The following is a 14,113-nucleotide window of genomic DNA, read 5'->3' on the forward strand; positions in this document are numbered from 1 at the left end:
TACGCACAGAGATTGACATTTAAACTGTAGTAGCTAGGCGCCAGGGGCTGCGCACACGACGCACTTAACCTCTAGCTTTTCCCCATATTACGCCAAAAGTTCGTTTTTACGACGGATTGTCACACCTAAGTAAAATGCTTTATTACGCGCGGTTTAGCTTGCTTAAATCTGCGCTTATAAGCTCTAAAACCTGAGATGATTAGACCATGTCACGAGCCAGCCTAAATAAGGACCCGCGCGAAGTAGCGGGCATGTTCGACACTGTCGCCCGCCGCTACGATTTAACCAATGACGTCATGAGCGGTTTCCAAGTGCGCGCTTGGCGAGCAGTTACCCGCGCTGCCGTTGGCGCCGGCCCGGGCATGAAGGTTTTGGACCTGGCTGCGGGCACGGGCACCTCCGCTAACGACTATGCCCTTGCTGGCGCCCAGGTGGTGGCCTGTGACTTCTCCATTGGCATGATGCAGGAGGGTAAGCGCCGCTACCCGGAGCTGCAGTTTGTGGCTGGGGATGCCACCGCTTTGCCTTTTGCCGACGACGCTTTTGACGTGGTCACTATCTCTTACGGCCTGCGCAATGTGAACGACACTTTGGCGGCTTTACGCCAAATGTATCGGGTCACTAAGCCCGGGGGGCGGATTGTGATTGCGGAGTTTTCCACCCCCACTACTCCGGTGGTGCGCGAGAGCTACAAGTGGTTTTTAGGTCACGTAATGCCCCCAGCGGCCAGGGTGTTTTCTTCCAATGTTGAGTCTTACGACTATTTGGCCGAGTCGATTTTGTCTTGGCCTAACCAGGAGGCGTTGGCGCAGTTGATGCTTGCGGCTGGTTGGCGTCAGGTGGCTTATAAGAATCTCTCTGGCGGCATTGTGGCGCTGCATCAGGCGGTTAAGCCCAGCGCATGAGCGGTCAGCTGTTTTGCACCACTACCCCACTGTCGGTTAGCCCCGGCGTTAGCCTGACTGATTTTTTGTATGCGCCGACGTCGGTCAGCTGCTGGCTGCATGAGGGCTACGGCTTGGTGGGTTTGGGGCGCCTGCTCACTTTAAGCGCCCCGCCCACGCCTACAGAGTCAGTCTCGACGCCGCCCACAGAGCCAGCCACCCCTACCAGCTTTGCCCAGCCAGGCCCCTACCCCAGCGCAGATACCCCCAGCTACAACCCGCCTAGGCGCATTGAGCAGCTGCGGCAGGCTTGGCGCCACGAGGTGGGCCAGGCTAGTTGGGTTGACCAGGTGCGTCGCCCTGGCAGCGGGCCACTGGCGCTGGGAGCTATCACTTTTAGCGCTACTTCTCAGGCTAGTTCGGTGCTGGTAGTGCCCCAGGTTTTGGTGGGGCGTGACCGTCAGGGCTGGTGGCTGACCCGCTTTGAGCTCTCCCCCGCCACGACGACGCCGCACGGCGAGGTTTTTAGGGGCCAGCCCTACAGCCCTCAGCTGAGTTTTGTGCGCACCGTGGCTGACAATACTGCCCCGGAAAACGCTGATTTGGCAGGCATTTTAGATTTTGTCTCCGTCTGCGCGCAGGGCTCTGCTACTTCGACCACCAAAACTAGCCCTGCCGGCGCACCGGCACATGCAAGCGGCGCCACTAGCGCGAGCAGCCCGGACGTCGTCGCCCAAGCAAACGCGCCCGCCGTCGGACAAACAAGCCCAGCCGCCGTTGAGAGCACCAAAACCAACCAAAGCGGCACACTAAGTGATGCGCAGTGGACCGGGGCGGTAGAGCTCGCCACGCAGGCGCTGAAGCAACAGCGGGCTATCAAAGTGGTGCTGGCGCGCGACAGCTACCTGAGCAGCCCGCTCACGCTAGGCGCCACGCTAGAGCACCTGGCCACGCGCTTTGCCACCACCTGGACTTTTAGCGTGGACGGGATGATTGGGGCCAGCCCCGAGATGCTGTTGCAGCTGCGTGAACGAGAAGTGTTTTCGCGCGTCCTGGCGGGAACAGCCCGGCGCCGAGCCAATATGGACCAGGGCGAGTTAGAGCAGCTAGCTGATTGGCTAAGCCGCTCACCTAAAAACTCTCGTGAGCACCAGCTGGCGGCGGCCTCGGCGGTTAAGGCGCTTACCCCCATCACTGAGCAGTTGCGCGTCAGTGAGCCTTTCGCGCTGACCCTGCCTAACGTAATTCACCTGGCCACCGATATTTACGGCCAGGTAGCCGGCGATACGGGTGCGTTAGCGCTGGTGGAGGCGCTGCATCCGACGGCGGCCGTGTGCGGCACCCCCACAGCGGCGGCTGCGCAGCTGATCAGTGAGCTGGAGGGCATGGACCGCGAGCGCTATGCCGGCCCGGTGGGCTGGGTGGATTGGCGCGGTGAGGGCCAGTGGTGCATTGCTTTGCGTAGTGGGCAGGTTCTGTCTCCGACGGCGCAGCCAGCTGGCACACAGGGCGGCCCGGCTGGCTACCCGATGGGTAACCAGCCGGTGGGTTCGGTGCGGATTTTTGCAGGCGCAGGCATTATGCCCGATTCAGTTGCCGCTGATGAACTGGCGGAAACTAACGCCAAAATGGCACCTATGCGCGCCGCTTTGGGCTTGTAAGTCAGGCAGGGTTTGCCGGCCCGAGGCTAGGTTTAGCGCCCAAGCCTGGGTTTAGCCCGCCGCCAGGTTTACCGCCCGAGGCCGGGCGTGCCGGCCCGGGACTGGGCGCGCGGCCCTTACTTGTCGTCGGGGCGCTCCACTAGCTTGACGGTAACTTCCATCTTGTTTGAGCCGCGCGCAACGGTGAACTTGACCTGGTCGCCGGCGCTGAACTGGCGCACGTAACCCATCAGGGCCGCCGATTCGCCTACTGCGTGACCGTCAACAGCCAAGATCACGTCGCCTTCACGCAGGCCCGCGTTGGCGGCCGGGGTGCCCGAACCAACCTTGGTGATCTTAGCTCCGGCGCGGGTTTCGCCGTTCACTGTGGCGCCGCCGTCTTCAAGTGAAACGCCCAGGTAGGCGTGGGTGGCTTTACGATCCTTGATCAGCTGCTGAGCCACCTTGTTGGCCAGGTCAATGGGGATTGCGAAGCCGATACCGATGTTTCCGCTACGTGCGCCGCCCGAGGAGGAGGAAGAGCTAAGGGTGGCAATGGAGGAGTTAATGCCGATAACTCGTCCCTGTGAGTCGAATAGCGGGCCACCGGAGTTACCGGGGTTAATGGCGGCGTCAACCTGGATGGCGTTGGTGTAAACGCGTTGGTTGGCTGAGGAGCCGGAGGAGTCATCGCTGGACTCGCCCTTAGTGACTACCGGGCGGTCTAGGGCTGAGATGATACCGGTGGTGGCAGTGGAGGAAAGTCCCAGCGGGGCGCCGATAGCCATTACGCCCTGGCCTACCTTCAGGTCCTTGGAGGAGCCAATTTGGGCTACGGTCAGGTCTGAGGGGGCGTTCTTGATTTTGACTACTGCCAGGTCATTGGCGGGGTCAGTGCCGGTTAGTTCCAGCTCGTAGATACGCCCGTCTTTGAGCTGGGCGTATAGTGCGGTGGCCCCGGTTACCACGTGGTTGTTGGTGATGATGTGGCCTTGTTTGTCGATCACCACGCCCGATCCGCTAGCGCCGCCTTCAGAGTGCTTGGCTCGGATGTAAACCACGGAGCTGGAGACATTTTCGGCTACCTTTTGCCAGTCAGGGGTTTGACCCTGGGTGGTTACCAGCTTGGTGTTACCTTGGTTGTTGGCTGAGACGGTGGAGGTGGAGGTGATAGCGGGCCGCGCCTCTTCTGTGCCGCCAGCGTAGTACATGCTGCCGGCGGTGATACCTGAGGCCACCAGGGCGGTGGTCAGCGATAGGGCCATCACCCCACCCCAACCTGGGGAGCTTTTCTTGTTGTCGCTGTTAGAGGTGTAGTTGGCGCCATTGTTGTAGCCGCCGGGGTAGCCGCTAGCAGGAGCGGAGGGAGCAGCGGGGGCGCTAGAGGGAGCATAGGGAGCCTGGCCGTAGGGGGCGCCGTAGTTGCCGGCCGGCCTAGCGCCATAGTTGGGGGCGTAGGGGTTACGGGGCTGGTAGTTATCGCTCATCAATAGTTCCTAAATGCTTAGCGGTAGCCAGCAATGGCCACCTTACGGACGCTAATCATACTGACGTGGTCATTTGGTGGATTTGGCAGCAACCCTTAAACAAGTTTGACATGCACCAGGCTACGGCCCGCAATTGGCTTAGACAATAGGGATTGCAGCCCATCGACGTCGTCAATTACGTCCACGTGGGCACCAAATGCGGCTGCGGCCTGCGCGAAATCAACTTGCTGTGCGGTAGTGAAAAAACGTGGGAAATAATTACTTAGCTCGCTGGCGCCATATTCAAGGCCGCTAAATATTTTGCCGCCATGATCGTCTAATACGATTACTTGCAGGTCTACCTCGGTTTCTGTAACTGCCTTAACCAGGCCGGTTAAGTCGTGTGCTGCCGCTAAATCTCCAATAATTACCCGCACTGGCTGGCCACTGGCCCAGGCTAGGCCCACGGCGGTGGAGATAGTCCCGTCAATACCGGCTAATCCACGATTAGCCACTACTGGGCCGGGCATCTTTTTCAGTTGCTTACCCGCAGGTAATCCAGCATCTAGATAGCGGATGGTCATCGAAGAAGCTGCCATTAAAGTAACGCTGTTTTCTAGGCTGTCGCTGTGAATTGCTGTTGATTGGCTATGAGTTTTGTATTGTGAGGTGGCCTGCCAGGTAGTTAAAGCCATTCGTGCAGCTTTAGTTACGCTGGTGGCGTTTAGTTGCTGTTGGCCGGCTTGTAGCCAGCGTTGTAGCCACAGCGGTGACGGAGCGTTTTTGCCGACGCCGGCACCTGCCTCCCCACCGACGCTACCGCCGACTCTGGCGCTGGCCTCCGCAGCTGCACTCGCGCTGGCATCTCCACCTGCATCGGCGTCTGTGCCCGCCTCCGCACCGGCGCTGACGTCCGGGGTATTTAGACTGCTTAGGGCCTGTTCCAGGGTGGTTACGTAGGCGGCGCGCCCGCACACGTCACTCCAGCGCGCCCGGTTGGTGAGCACCACCTGGTAAATATCCGCCCGCGCCAGCAGTGCGCTAATGGGACGCGTGAGGGTGGGGTGCCCAACTACCAGCAGCTGCTCGATCTCTTGAGAAAGCTGGGCGCCGTCGCCACCAGCCGAGCCATCGCCACCAGCTAAAAGCGCGCTGTAGGCAGCTACCGCATTGGCGTTGGTGCGCACCAGCGAGGTGGGCTCAGCCAGTAGCGGCCACCCCCAAGCGTGGGCCAGGACGGCGGCATAATGGGCCAGCTGGGCGTCGTCGTTGTCCCCCACCACAATCACCCCACGCCGGGCGGGGTCTAAACCTAGGCGGCACCCTACCTGGCTGACCGTGACCTCATTTAGCTGCTCCTCTAAGGGTTTGCGCGCACGCAGCCAGTGGGTTTTAGGTTCCAGATGCGGCACTTGCCAGGGGGCGGCGGGGGCCAGCGGCGGGGCTAGGCGCACATTTAGATGCACTGGGCCGGGGTCTAGGCTTAGGCGCCCTGAGGCTGCGGCTACCGCTCGGCGTACTTGATTGGTGACGGCGCTCATCTCGTTGGTGTCGCCCAGGTCCGCCTGGTAGCGGGTGGCGGCGCCAAAAATCCCGGTTTGCACCGTGGTTTGGCTGGCGCCAGTGTTGACCAGGGCATGGGGGCGGTCGGCACTCAAAATTATTAGCGGCACCCCGGCGGCGTCGGCCTCAACCACGGCAGGGTGCGCGTTAGCTACCGCGCTACCGGAGGTCATAACCGCCACGGCGGGGCGAGCTAGGCCTTCATGCAGCCAGTCGGAGCGGGAGGCCCCTAAAGCCACAAAGGCGGCGCTGCGCTCATCAACCACCACGCGCAACTGCAGGTAGCCGGCCTGCGCGGCGTCGGCCAGGGCGTAGGTCAGCGGGGCGTTACGCGAGCCGGGGCTGATCACTACTCGTTTGACCCCGGCTTCAACTAGGGAGGCCACCACGGCGCGGGCCAGTAAGGTGGCAGGGCTTTCCGGGCTGGATGAGCTTTCCGAGGTGGCCGGGCTTTCCGGGCCGGCAGGGTGAGGCGCTGGCTGGCCGGTTGAGCGGGCCGGAGGCTGGGAGGCTGGGAGGGCCGCTGGCTGGCCGGCCGGGAGGGCGGGGCCGCTGGGCGCGGATGCTTCTTGGGGGGTCACAACTGGCCTAACTAGTTGGGTCTCTAGCGCGCCAAGGCGCCAGATGTGGTTTTAAGTTTAGCTAGCTAGCAGGGAGCTTAGGCGCACCAGGCGCTGACACCAGCGCTCGCGTAGAGGCTCGCTAGCGGGCGGGATACGCTCAACGGACACCGGCTGCCCCAGCAACAAATGCCCATTTACCGGCCTAAAGGGCGGCTCAATCACGTCTTCTTGTAGCAGTGAGCCGGTGGCCAGGCCGCAAGCATAGGGCAGCTGATCTAACGCGCTAGCTAGACGCAGGCCGGCGTAAATTCCGACCGAAGTGTCTAGGGCTGAAGAAACCACCGCCGGTATTTCTAAACGCTTATAGATTTCATAAGCAGCGCTTATACCACCTAGTGGGGACACTTTTAGTACGGCCACATCCGCCGCTTCTAACTGTCGCACCGCCATAGGATTAGCATCTAGACGCAAGGATTCATCAGCGGCGATTGGCACCTGGAGTTTGCGGCGTAAAACCGCCAGATCAGCGGTGGAGCGGCAAGGCTGCTCAGCGTATTCGAGTCCGCCGGCGGCGCGGTCATATAGGGGTAGTAGTTTTAGGGCCTGATCCAAATCCCAGGCGGCATTTACATCAATGCGCAAAGCCGCCCCTGGTCCCATGGCGCCGCGCACCGCCTCTAGGCGCTGTAGATCCTCACTTAAACAATCGGGCTTGTCGGCTACCTTCACCTTGGCGGTGTTTATACCCGCATCCACTGCTGCGAGCGCGCGTGCCTGAGCTTCCTCAGGCCCCAGGGCGGCAATAGTGGTATTAACCGGGATTTGGTGGCGTTTAGGCTCTGGCACGCCTTGGTCAGCTAGTGGTTTTGTGGCTTGGCTCAGGGCGCTGGCCAGCCATTTAGCGCTGTGGCTATCAGGGTGGTTCCAAAATGGGGCGCACTCCCCCCAGCCTGCGGGGCCATGCACTAGGACGCCGTCGCGCACGGTGATACCGCGAAAACGCACCCGCATGGCAATTGAGAAAACCTCTACCCGGTCAATGCTTTCCCACAGCGCGGCGGCGGGTGGGGGGCATTGCTTACGGATTGTTTCAAGCATGGGTCCCATTATTCCTTAGCGACGACGCCGCCCTCCCGGCCCTTAACGCAACCAAGACCGCCTTAAAGACGGCCTTGGCAACTAAATCTGATTGCAGCTAGCTATCAGCGGTAGGGCTGATCCAACGGAACTTCCGGGTCGGGCTGGTGGGTGATGCGGTTACGCAGGTCGCGGCGCACAATTTCAATCGACCACAGCCACACTACGTGGCCTAGAGCCTCAGAGAAGTGCTCGGACCAGGTCTGGCCGCCAGCAACCCACGGGAAGGGGCTGGGCACCCAACCCAGCAGCGGCATGAACACCACGTGCGCACCGATCCACACCAGTAGACCAAAGGCAGCACCCTGCCACAGCTTGATCTTGGGGAAGTACTCGGCGGCAATGCAGTACAGCAGCGCAAACACAATGGCGAAGCTGAAGTGAATGATGAAGGAGTAGATCGGCAGGTTGTCGTTAAGGTTGAACGACACGGTGGTGTGCGACTGCTCCGGGCTCATCCCAAACCACTCAAGCATGGTCTGGGGAGGGTTGGTGGCGTTACGTGCAGGCGTGCGGGGCGGGAAGGGAACTTCCCAACCAAACTTCACGATGGCAGAGAACACGCCGCCAATAACACCCACCAGGGCGGCAACTTTCACGTTGCGGCGTGCAGGCTCAGTCTTTTGCAGCAGACTGGCGAATAATTTTTTAAACACTTAGGCTCCTTGCACCCTTAGTCTTAACGTACGCAATATCAGCTAAAAGTACCGAAACGTACGCATAGATAAGTTTAAACTGACACCGAGTTAGGCCACCATGACCTTAGGTATAGATGGCTAGCAAAGCCCAGTTCAGAGCCGGTTTTAGAAGTAGTACGGGAAGGATGACCAGTCCGCCGGGCGTTTGTTGACGAAAGAGTCACGCCCCTCCACAGCCTCATCGGTCATATAGGCCAGGCGCGTAGCTTCACCGGCAAAGACCTGCTGGCCAGCCAAACCGTCGTCGGCCAGGTTGAAAGCAAACTTAAGCATACGGATGGCCTGGGGAGATTTGGTGGCTATAATCTCGCCGTATTCAATGGCTTTATTTTCTAGTTCTCCGTGGTCTACCACCTCGTTTACCACTCCCCAACGCTCGGCGGTTTCCGCGTCATAGGTGCGTGCCAGGAAGAAAATTTCGCGGGCACGTTTATCGCCCACCTGGCGTGCCAGTAGGGCCGAGCCGTAGCCGGCGTCGAAAGAACCCACATTGGCGTCGGTTTGCTTAAAAAGCGCGTGCTGACGTGAAGCAATCGACAGGTCACACACCACGTTTAGGCTGTGACCGCCGCCTGCCGCCCACCCGGGCACGGCCGCAATAACCACTTTAGGCATGGTGCGAATTAGGCGCTGAACTTCCAAAATATGCAACCTGCCAGCGCGGGCCGCGTCAATGCGTTCACGCCTGGCGGTAGTGGAGGCCAGCTGCCCGCTGGGGTCTAGCGCTGCTATAGGCTCTGGTGCTCCCTGCGGCCCACTTTCTGCGGTTTTTTCTGCCGACGACGCCGCCTCTGGGGCCTGGGTGGGCTCAACTTCGTAGCGGTAGCCGTCACGACCACGGATACGCTGATCGCCGCCAGAACAAAAAGCCCAGCCGCCGTCGCGCGCCGAGGGACCATTACCGGTGAGAATAACCGTACCCACATCCCCACTCATGCGGGCATGGTCAAGGGTTCGGTAAAGCTCATCCACGGTGTGGGGACGAAAAGCATTACGCAGCTCAGGGCGGTTAATGGCCACGCGCACAATCGGTTTATCAGTGCAGTTACCGTTTTCGTCGCGGCTAACTGCCCGATGGTAGGTGACGTCAGTTAGATCCTCAAAACCGGCGATGTCACGCCACTTAGTGGGATCAAAAATTTCAGAAACCTGCTTGGGAAGTGGGTATTGCGCGCTCATGGACACAGTTTAACTGTGCCTTAGACCGCCAGTAGGGCTAGGCCCAGGCTCAGGCCGTAAACCAGCTCATAAATACCAGCCATTTTCAGGGCGCCAATCAGTTCACGGCCCTTAGCCTTAGCGGCCACCGGACGCCAAGCCAACAACGCCAACTGCCCCCACAGCACAGTCGCCACCACAGACACAGAAGCCAACACACCCAGTGAACCACCGGGCTCGCCCCCACCCCACAAGGCGGCCAAACCCAAAATCAGGGGTGCGAACAGCATCACCTGGTAGAGGCGGCTAGCGCGCTCATAGCCCAAACGCACCGCCAAAGTGCGTTTACCATGGGCCGGGTCAGTTTCAATATCACGCAGGTTGTTAACCATCAGCAGCGAGCAGGCAATCAAGCCCACCCCCACTGCGGTCAACCAACCCCACCAGGGCACCGCGTGAGCCTGCGTGTAGGTAGTGCCGGCAGTAGCCACCAGCCCAAAGAACACGAACACAAACACTTCACCCAAACCCAAGTAGCCATAGGGTTTAGCGCCGCCCGTGTAAAACCAAGCCGCCGCCACAGCCGCCACACCCACCGCAATCAGCCACCAGGTGCCACTCAAAGCCACCAAAATCAAGCCAAACAGCGCCCCGGCGCCAAAGCAACCAAAGGCTGCACGCTTAACCTTAACCGGCTCCACCAGCCCAGAAGCGGTCAGGCGGGCCGGGCCAGTGCGCTCGTCGTCGGTGCCACGAATCCCGTCAGAGTAGTCATTAGCCAGGTTGCAGCCAATCTGCAAAGCCAACGCAACCAGGGCCGCCAGCAAGGCAGCGACGGCGTCGAACCTACCCAAAGCACCAGCCACGCCCGAGCCTGCCAGCACCGGCGCCAAAGCAGCCGGCAAAGTACGCAGGCGCACCACCTCAGCCCATTTAGCGGCCTCAAGCCGGTTAGCGGCAGACTTAGCTTCAGGCTCCAAGCTAGGCTCCGGCTCAGCCACCACCTTGGTTAAATCTTCAGGCACAGGCTGAGCCACAGACCGGCGCATAGCCAAAGGACGACGTGGACGACGCGGGGCTACTTCATTCACAAGCCAAGCCTATCTCGCCTAGGGCTAGCGGCACTGGCGCCCCGCTCAGGCGCCCAGGTCACAGGTGATAGAGAAACCAGTAGACAGATCCGTGATAGTCACCTGCACCGTAGAGGCAGACGAAACCACGTAACGCTCCTCAATCAGCGGGCCATTATCAATACGCTCCACCGCAACCTCAGCCAGGTCAACCCCCCGGTCCTCCTGCAGCTGACGAGTGAAGGGGAACAGCACCGTGCCAGCCGGGGAAACCTCACCCACGGGCACACCATAAGCGTCCGTCTCGGTGTACTCCACAAACCGGAAGTGACCCACATTGTGGGCAGCCTGGTAGGTACGCACCAAGCTCACATCCCCGCTAGGAGCCAGCGACAAGTCAGCACCCAGCAGCGGGTCAAAGCTAACTTCCTGACCGCCACGCATCTCACGGAACACACCCACGCCACGTGAAAGCTTGTCATACAGGGCGTAACCAGAGTCAGGGTCAGCCGCAATAGCCAAACCAATAGCGGTAGAAGCAGCCGTGTAGCTAGAACGGTGCACACGGTAGCCATAACGCTGCTTAAGGGCGCGAGTAATAGCCGGCAGGTGGGCGGCGCCACCAACCACATACAGGCCCGCAGTCTCAGTGGTGAGCGCAAACTTACCGCGCGCATTAACATGCACCAGCGGCTCCATGGCGGCAAAAGTACGCTCAATCAGCTCATCAATAGCCTCATAGAAAGCCTTAACCGGAACGCTCACGCTCTTACCCAGAGCCTCAACCGCCACCGAACGTGAGTTGGGGTTCAAAGACTCCTTAGCGATACGGCATTCATGCAGCAGCAGGTTCAACTCACGCGAGCTTAGCTGCTCGCGCTCGCGGCCCAGCTTGGCCAAAACCAGGTCAGCTAGGGCAGAGTCAAAGTCGTCACCACCGAGCTGGTTGTGACCATAAGAATCAATCACCTCGTGGCGTTTACCCTCGCAAGAAACCAGGGAGGCGTCAAAAGTGCCACCACCAAGGTCATAAACCAGTACGCGGGTGCGCTTGGAGTTAATGGTGGAGGCGTAACGCTGGGTATATTCAAAACCGGCAGCACTGGGCTCATTAATCATGGACAGCACCTGCCAGCCGCCACGTTCAAAAGCCTCAATAGTCATTAGGCGCTGACCGCTAAAAGCGTGGGCAGGAATACCAATTACCGCCTCCAGCGGTTCATTTTCACGCAGCGGGCTGATAGTGGAGGACTCGCGCACCTGCTGAGCCACATAAGCCAAAAAGCCGCTAACTAGCTCCATAATGGGGTAGCTGCGCTCCCCCAGGCTCACCTGGGTGTTGGGGGTGACGTCAACATCAGACAGCAGGCGTTTAATTGAACGCAGGAAATCGCCGCCAGTCAGGGCCACGGCTTCAGCTTCAAAACCGTAGACAAGTTTGGCTCCATCCCAGGCCACTAAGGACGGAATGTAATCGATCCAGTCGCCTGCTTCATTGCCAAAACTGACAACTGGGTAGTTGCCACGGTCCGCATAAGCGACGGTAGTGTGGGTGGTTCCAAAATCGACGCCGAATCTCATGTGCCAAGCCTATGGCAGTGCAAAGATTATAACCAATAGACGACACGCAAATGAGACGCAATATTGCCAGGTAGACATGGTTTAATACACCTTCTTATAAAAACAAGCAGGTGGAGATTGAATCTAACGATGCATTCAATCTCCACCTGCTTAGTGTTCAGGTCTAGAGTTCAACGCGTTTGACCGCGCTCTAAACCTGTTAGGTGTGTTTTAGGTGCGTGCTTAGGCGCGCGCCAGTGACTGCTTAGCCTTAGCCACCACGTTATCCACGGTGAAACCAAAGTACTCAAACAGCTCAGCGGGCGTAGCCGACTCGCCGTACTCATCAATGGCAATGATCTCGCCGGCGTCGCCAACCCATTCGCGCCAACCCATAGAGGAGGCAGCCTCCAGGGCCACGCGGGCCTTTACCTGGCTGGGTAGCACCGACTCGCGGTACTCGGCGTCCTGCGCGTGGAACCATTCCCAGCAGGGCACAGACACCACGCGGGTGGGGATACCTTCAGCTTCTAGAGCCTGGCGTGCCTCAACCGCCAAAGCCACCTCACTACCGGTAGCTAGCAGCAGCACCTGCGGCTTGGAGTTGCTGGCCTCAACCAGGGTGTAGGCGCCACGCAAAGTACCTTCAGCGGGAGCGAAGCCGCCCTGACTGCGGTCAAAGATCGGCAGGTTTTGACGCGACAGCACCAATCCGGTGGGGCTATCGCGGTGAGCCAAGGCGCCTAGCCAAGCCTGCACAGTTTCGTTGGCGTCAGCGGGGCGAACCACGTTTAGGCCAGGGATAACTCGCAGCGAAGCAATGTGCTCAATGGGCTGGTGGGTGGGGCCATCCTCACCCACGCCGATAGAGTCGTGGCTCCACACAAAGACGGTGGGTAGCTTCTGCAAAGCAGCCAGGCGTACAGCCGGGCGCATGTAGTCAGAAAATACCAGGAAGGTACCGCCGTAGGCGCGGGTCAGCCCCGACTGCACAATACCGTTGAGCATGTTACCCATAGCGTGCTCGCGCACCCCGAAGTGGATAATGCGCCCGTAGGGGCCATTTTCCTCAGGGTTTAGTGAGCCTTCGGGTAGGAACTCGCTGGCACCAGCAATGTTGGTCATGTTGGAGCCGCCCAGATCAGCAGAGCCACCCCACAGCTCAGGCAGTGTGGAGGCGATAGCCGACAGGGTCTTGCCACTGGCTGCGCGGGTGGACAGGCTAGAGCCCGGCTCGAAAACCGGCAGGACGTCGTCGAGCTCAGCCGGCAGTAGGCCAGCACGTACTCGCTCTAGCAGCTCCAGGGCCTGCGGGTTAGCCTGCCCCCAAGCCTCAAAACGCTTATCCCAAGTGGCGTGCAGCGCAGCGCCACGCTGGCCAGCCTGGGTGCGGGTGTGTTCCAGCACCTGCTCCGGCAGAGCAAAACGCTCGTTGGGGTCTAGGCCAAGGTTCTGCTTGAGACCAGCCACCTCACTCTCACCTAGCTTGGCGCCGTGGGAGGAGGCACTACCCTGCTTGGTGGGGCACGGCCAGGCAATGATGGTGCTCAGGCGGATCAGTGAGGGACGCTTGGTTTCTGCGCGGGCAGCTTCTAGGGCCTCGTGCAGGGCCTTTACGTCCTCGTAGTAGCCGCCGTCACTGCCAGCATTGCGCCAGTCCACGTGCGCAGTGTGCCAACCTTGAGCGGCAAAACGGGCCTCAACATCGTCGCGGAAAGCCAGAGCGGCGTCACCTTCAATGGTGATGGCGTTGTCGTCCCAGATAACGATCAGGTTGCCCAGCTCCTGGGTGCCCGCGAAGGAGGCGGCCTCAATGGTTACGCCTTCTTGCATACAGCCGTCACCGGCAATCACGTAGATGTTGTGGTCAAAAATTGACTCACCGGCAGGGGTGGCGGCGTCGTAGAGGCCATGCTCGCGGCGGGCAGCCGCAGCCATACCCACCCCAGCGGCAAAACCGGAGCCTAGCGGGCCAGTGGTAGCCTCCACACCCGGGGTGTGACCATATTCGGGGTGTGCAGGGGTTCGCGAGCCACGCTCACGCAGCTGCTCCAGATCGCTAACCTCCAGCCCGTAGCCAGCTAGCACCAGCTGCACGTACTGCATCACCGAGGCGTGCCCGGCACTGAGGATAAAACGGTCGCGTCCGAGCCAAGTGGGGCAAGCCGGGTCTACTCGCATCTCCTTCTGGTAGAGCAAGTAGGCCGCCGCCGTCAGGGAGATTGCAGCGCCCGGGTGTCCGGAGCCAACCTTCTCCACGGCGTCTGCCGCCAGTGCCTTGCCAAACGCCACTGCACGCTCATCTAGCTCATTCCAGCTAAACGATTTAGTCATTCAAAAGTGCCTTTCTTATTATCCTGGCAAGCTACGGGCT

At 60.1% G+C, this 14,113-nt stretch carries 10 protein-coding genes; 2 read left to right on the forward strand and 8 right to left on the reverse strand.

All coding sequences use genetic code 11. The annotated features are described in order from the left end of the window. The first annotated feature begins 206 nt into the window (after positions 1-206). Positions 207-905, forward strand: coding sequence for a demethylmenaquinone methyltransferase (locus HMPREF0045_RS05010; RefSeq protein WP_005986122.1), 699 nt, complete (start codon positions 207-209; stop codon positions 903-905). Next, a complete protein-coding gene (locus HMPREF0045_RS05015) occupies positions 902-2,545 on the forward strand; it encodes an isochorismate synthase (RefSeq protein ID WP_005986125.1) in 1,644 nt (547 codons plus the stop codon). Before HMPREF0045_RS05010 ends, HMPREF0045_RS05015 begins: the two co-directional genes overlap by 4 nt. Positions 2,546-2,661: 116 nt before the next feature. Here HMPREF0045_RS05015 and HMPREF0045_RS05020 read toward each other — a convergent pair whose 3' ends face one another. From HMPREF0045_RS05020 to tkt, 8 genes are all read right to left on the reverse strand, one after another. Then, entirely contained in the window at positions 2,662-4,011 is a 1,350-nt protein-coding gene (locus HMPREF0045_RS05020; protein WP_005986127.1) for a S1C family serine protease, read from the reverse strand. A 95-nt stretch (positions 4,012-4,106) separates the two neighbouring features. Beyond that, entirely contained in the window at positions 4,107-6,134 is a 2,028-nt protein-coding gene (menD, locus tag HMPREF0045_RS09600; protein ID WP_005986129.1) for a 2-succinyl-5-enolpyruvyl-6-hydroxy-3-cyclohexene-1-carboxylic-acid synthase, read from the reverse strand. A 57-nt stretch (positions 6,135-6,191) separates the two neighbouring features. Further along, positions 6,192-7,214, reverse strand: a complete 1,023-nt coding sequence (locus HMPREF0045_RS05030) for an o-succinylbenzoate synthase (protein ID WP_005986131.1) — start codon at positions 7,212-7,214, stop codon at positions 6,192-6,194. Positions 7,215-7,318: 104 nt separating this feature from the next. Then, positions 7,319-7,909, reverse strand: a complete 591-nt coding sequence (locus HMPREF0045_RS05035; protein WP_005986133.1) for a YagU family protein — start codon at positions 7,907-7,909, stop codon at positions 7,319-7,321. 147 nt (positions 7,910-8,056) lie between these two features. Then, on the reverse strand, positions 8,057-9,130 hold the full coding sequence (locus tag HMPREF0045_RS05040; RefSeq protein ID WP_005986135.1) for a 1,4-dihydroxy-2-naphthoyl-CoA synthase: 1,074 nt from the start codon (positions 9,128-9,130) through the stop codon (positions 8,057-8,059). 20 nt (positions 9,131-9,150) lie between these two features. Continuing rightward, entirely contained in the window at positions 9,151-10,200 is a 1,050-nt protein-coding gene (locus HMPREF0045_RS05045) for a 1,4-dihydroxy-2-naphthoate polyprenyltransferase (RefSeq protein ID WP_005986137.1), read from the reverse strand. A gap of 45 nt (positions 10,201-10,245) precedes the next feature. Then, on the reverse strand, positions 10,246-11,760 hold the full coding sequence (locus tag HMPREF0045_RS05050; RefSeq protein WP_005986139.1) for an Hsp70 family protein: 1,515 nt from the start codon (positions 11,758-11,760) through the stop codon (positions 10,246-10,248). Positions 11,761-11,982: 222 nt separating this feature from the next. Further along, a complete protein-coding gene (tkt, locus tag HMPREF0045_RS05055; protein WP_005986140.1) occupies positions 11,983-14,073 on the reverse strand; it encodes a transketolase in 2,091 nt (696 codons plus the stop codon). Positions 14,074-14,113 lie beyond the last annotated feature (40 nt).

The organism is Actinomyces graevenitzii C83, from assembly GCF_000239695.1.
Lineage (GTDB): Bacteria > Actinomycetota > Actinomycetes > Actinomycetales > Actinomycetaceae > Actinomyces > Actinomyces graevenitzii.

What these genes read in the sequence shown, in the direction of transcription:
- HMPREF0045_RS05010 (WP_005986122.1), top strand. Translation starts at nt 207, where the DNA reads ATGTCACGAGCCAGCCTAAATAAGGACCCGCGCGAAGTAGCGGGCATG.
- HMPREF0045_RS05015 (WP_005986125.1), top strand. Translation starts at nt 902, where the DNA reads ATGAGCGGTCAGCTGTTTTGCACCACTACCCCACTGTCGGTTAGCCCC.
- HMPREF0045_RS05020 (WP_005986127.1), bottom strand. Translation starts at nt 4,011, where the DNA reads ATGAGCGATAACTACCAGCCCCGTAACCCCTACGCCCCCAACTATGGC.
- HMPREF0045_RS05030 (WP_005986131.1), bottom strand. Translation starts at nt 7,214, where the DNA reads ATGCTTGAAACAATCCGTAAGCAATGCCCCCCACCCGCCGCCGCGCTG.
- HMPREF0045_RS05040 (WP_005986135.1), bottom strand. Translation starts at nt 9,130, where the DNA reads ATGAGCGCGCAATACCCACTTCCCAAGCAGGTTTCTGAAATTTTTGAT.
- HMPREF0045_RS05050 (WP_005986139.1), bottom strand. Translation starts at nt 11,760, where the DNA reads ATGAGATTCGGCGTCGATTTTGGAACCACCCACACTACCGTCGCTTAT.
- tkt (WP_005986140.1), bottom strand. Translation starts at nt 14,073, where the DNA reads ATGACTAAATCGTTTAGCTGGAATGAGCTAGATGAGCGTGCAGTGGCG.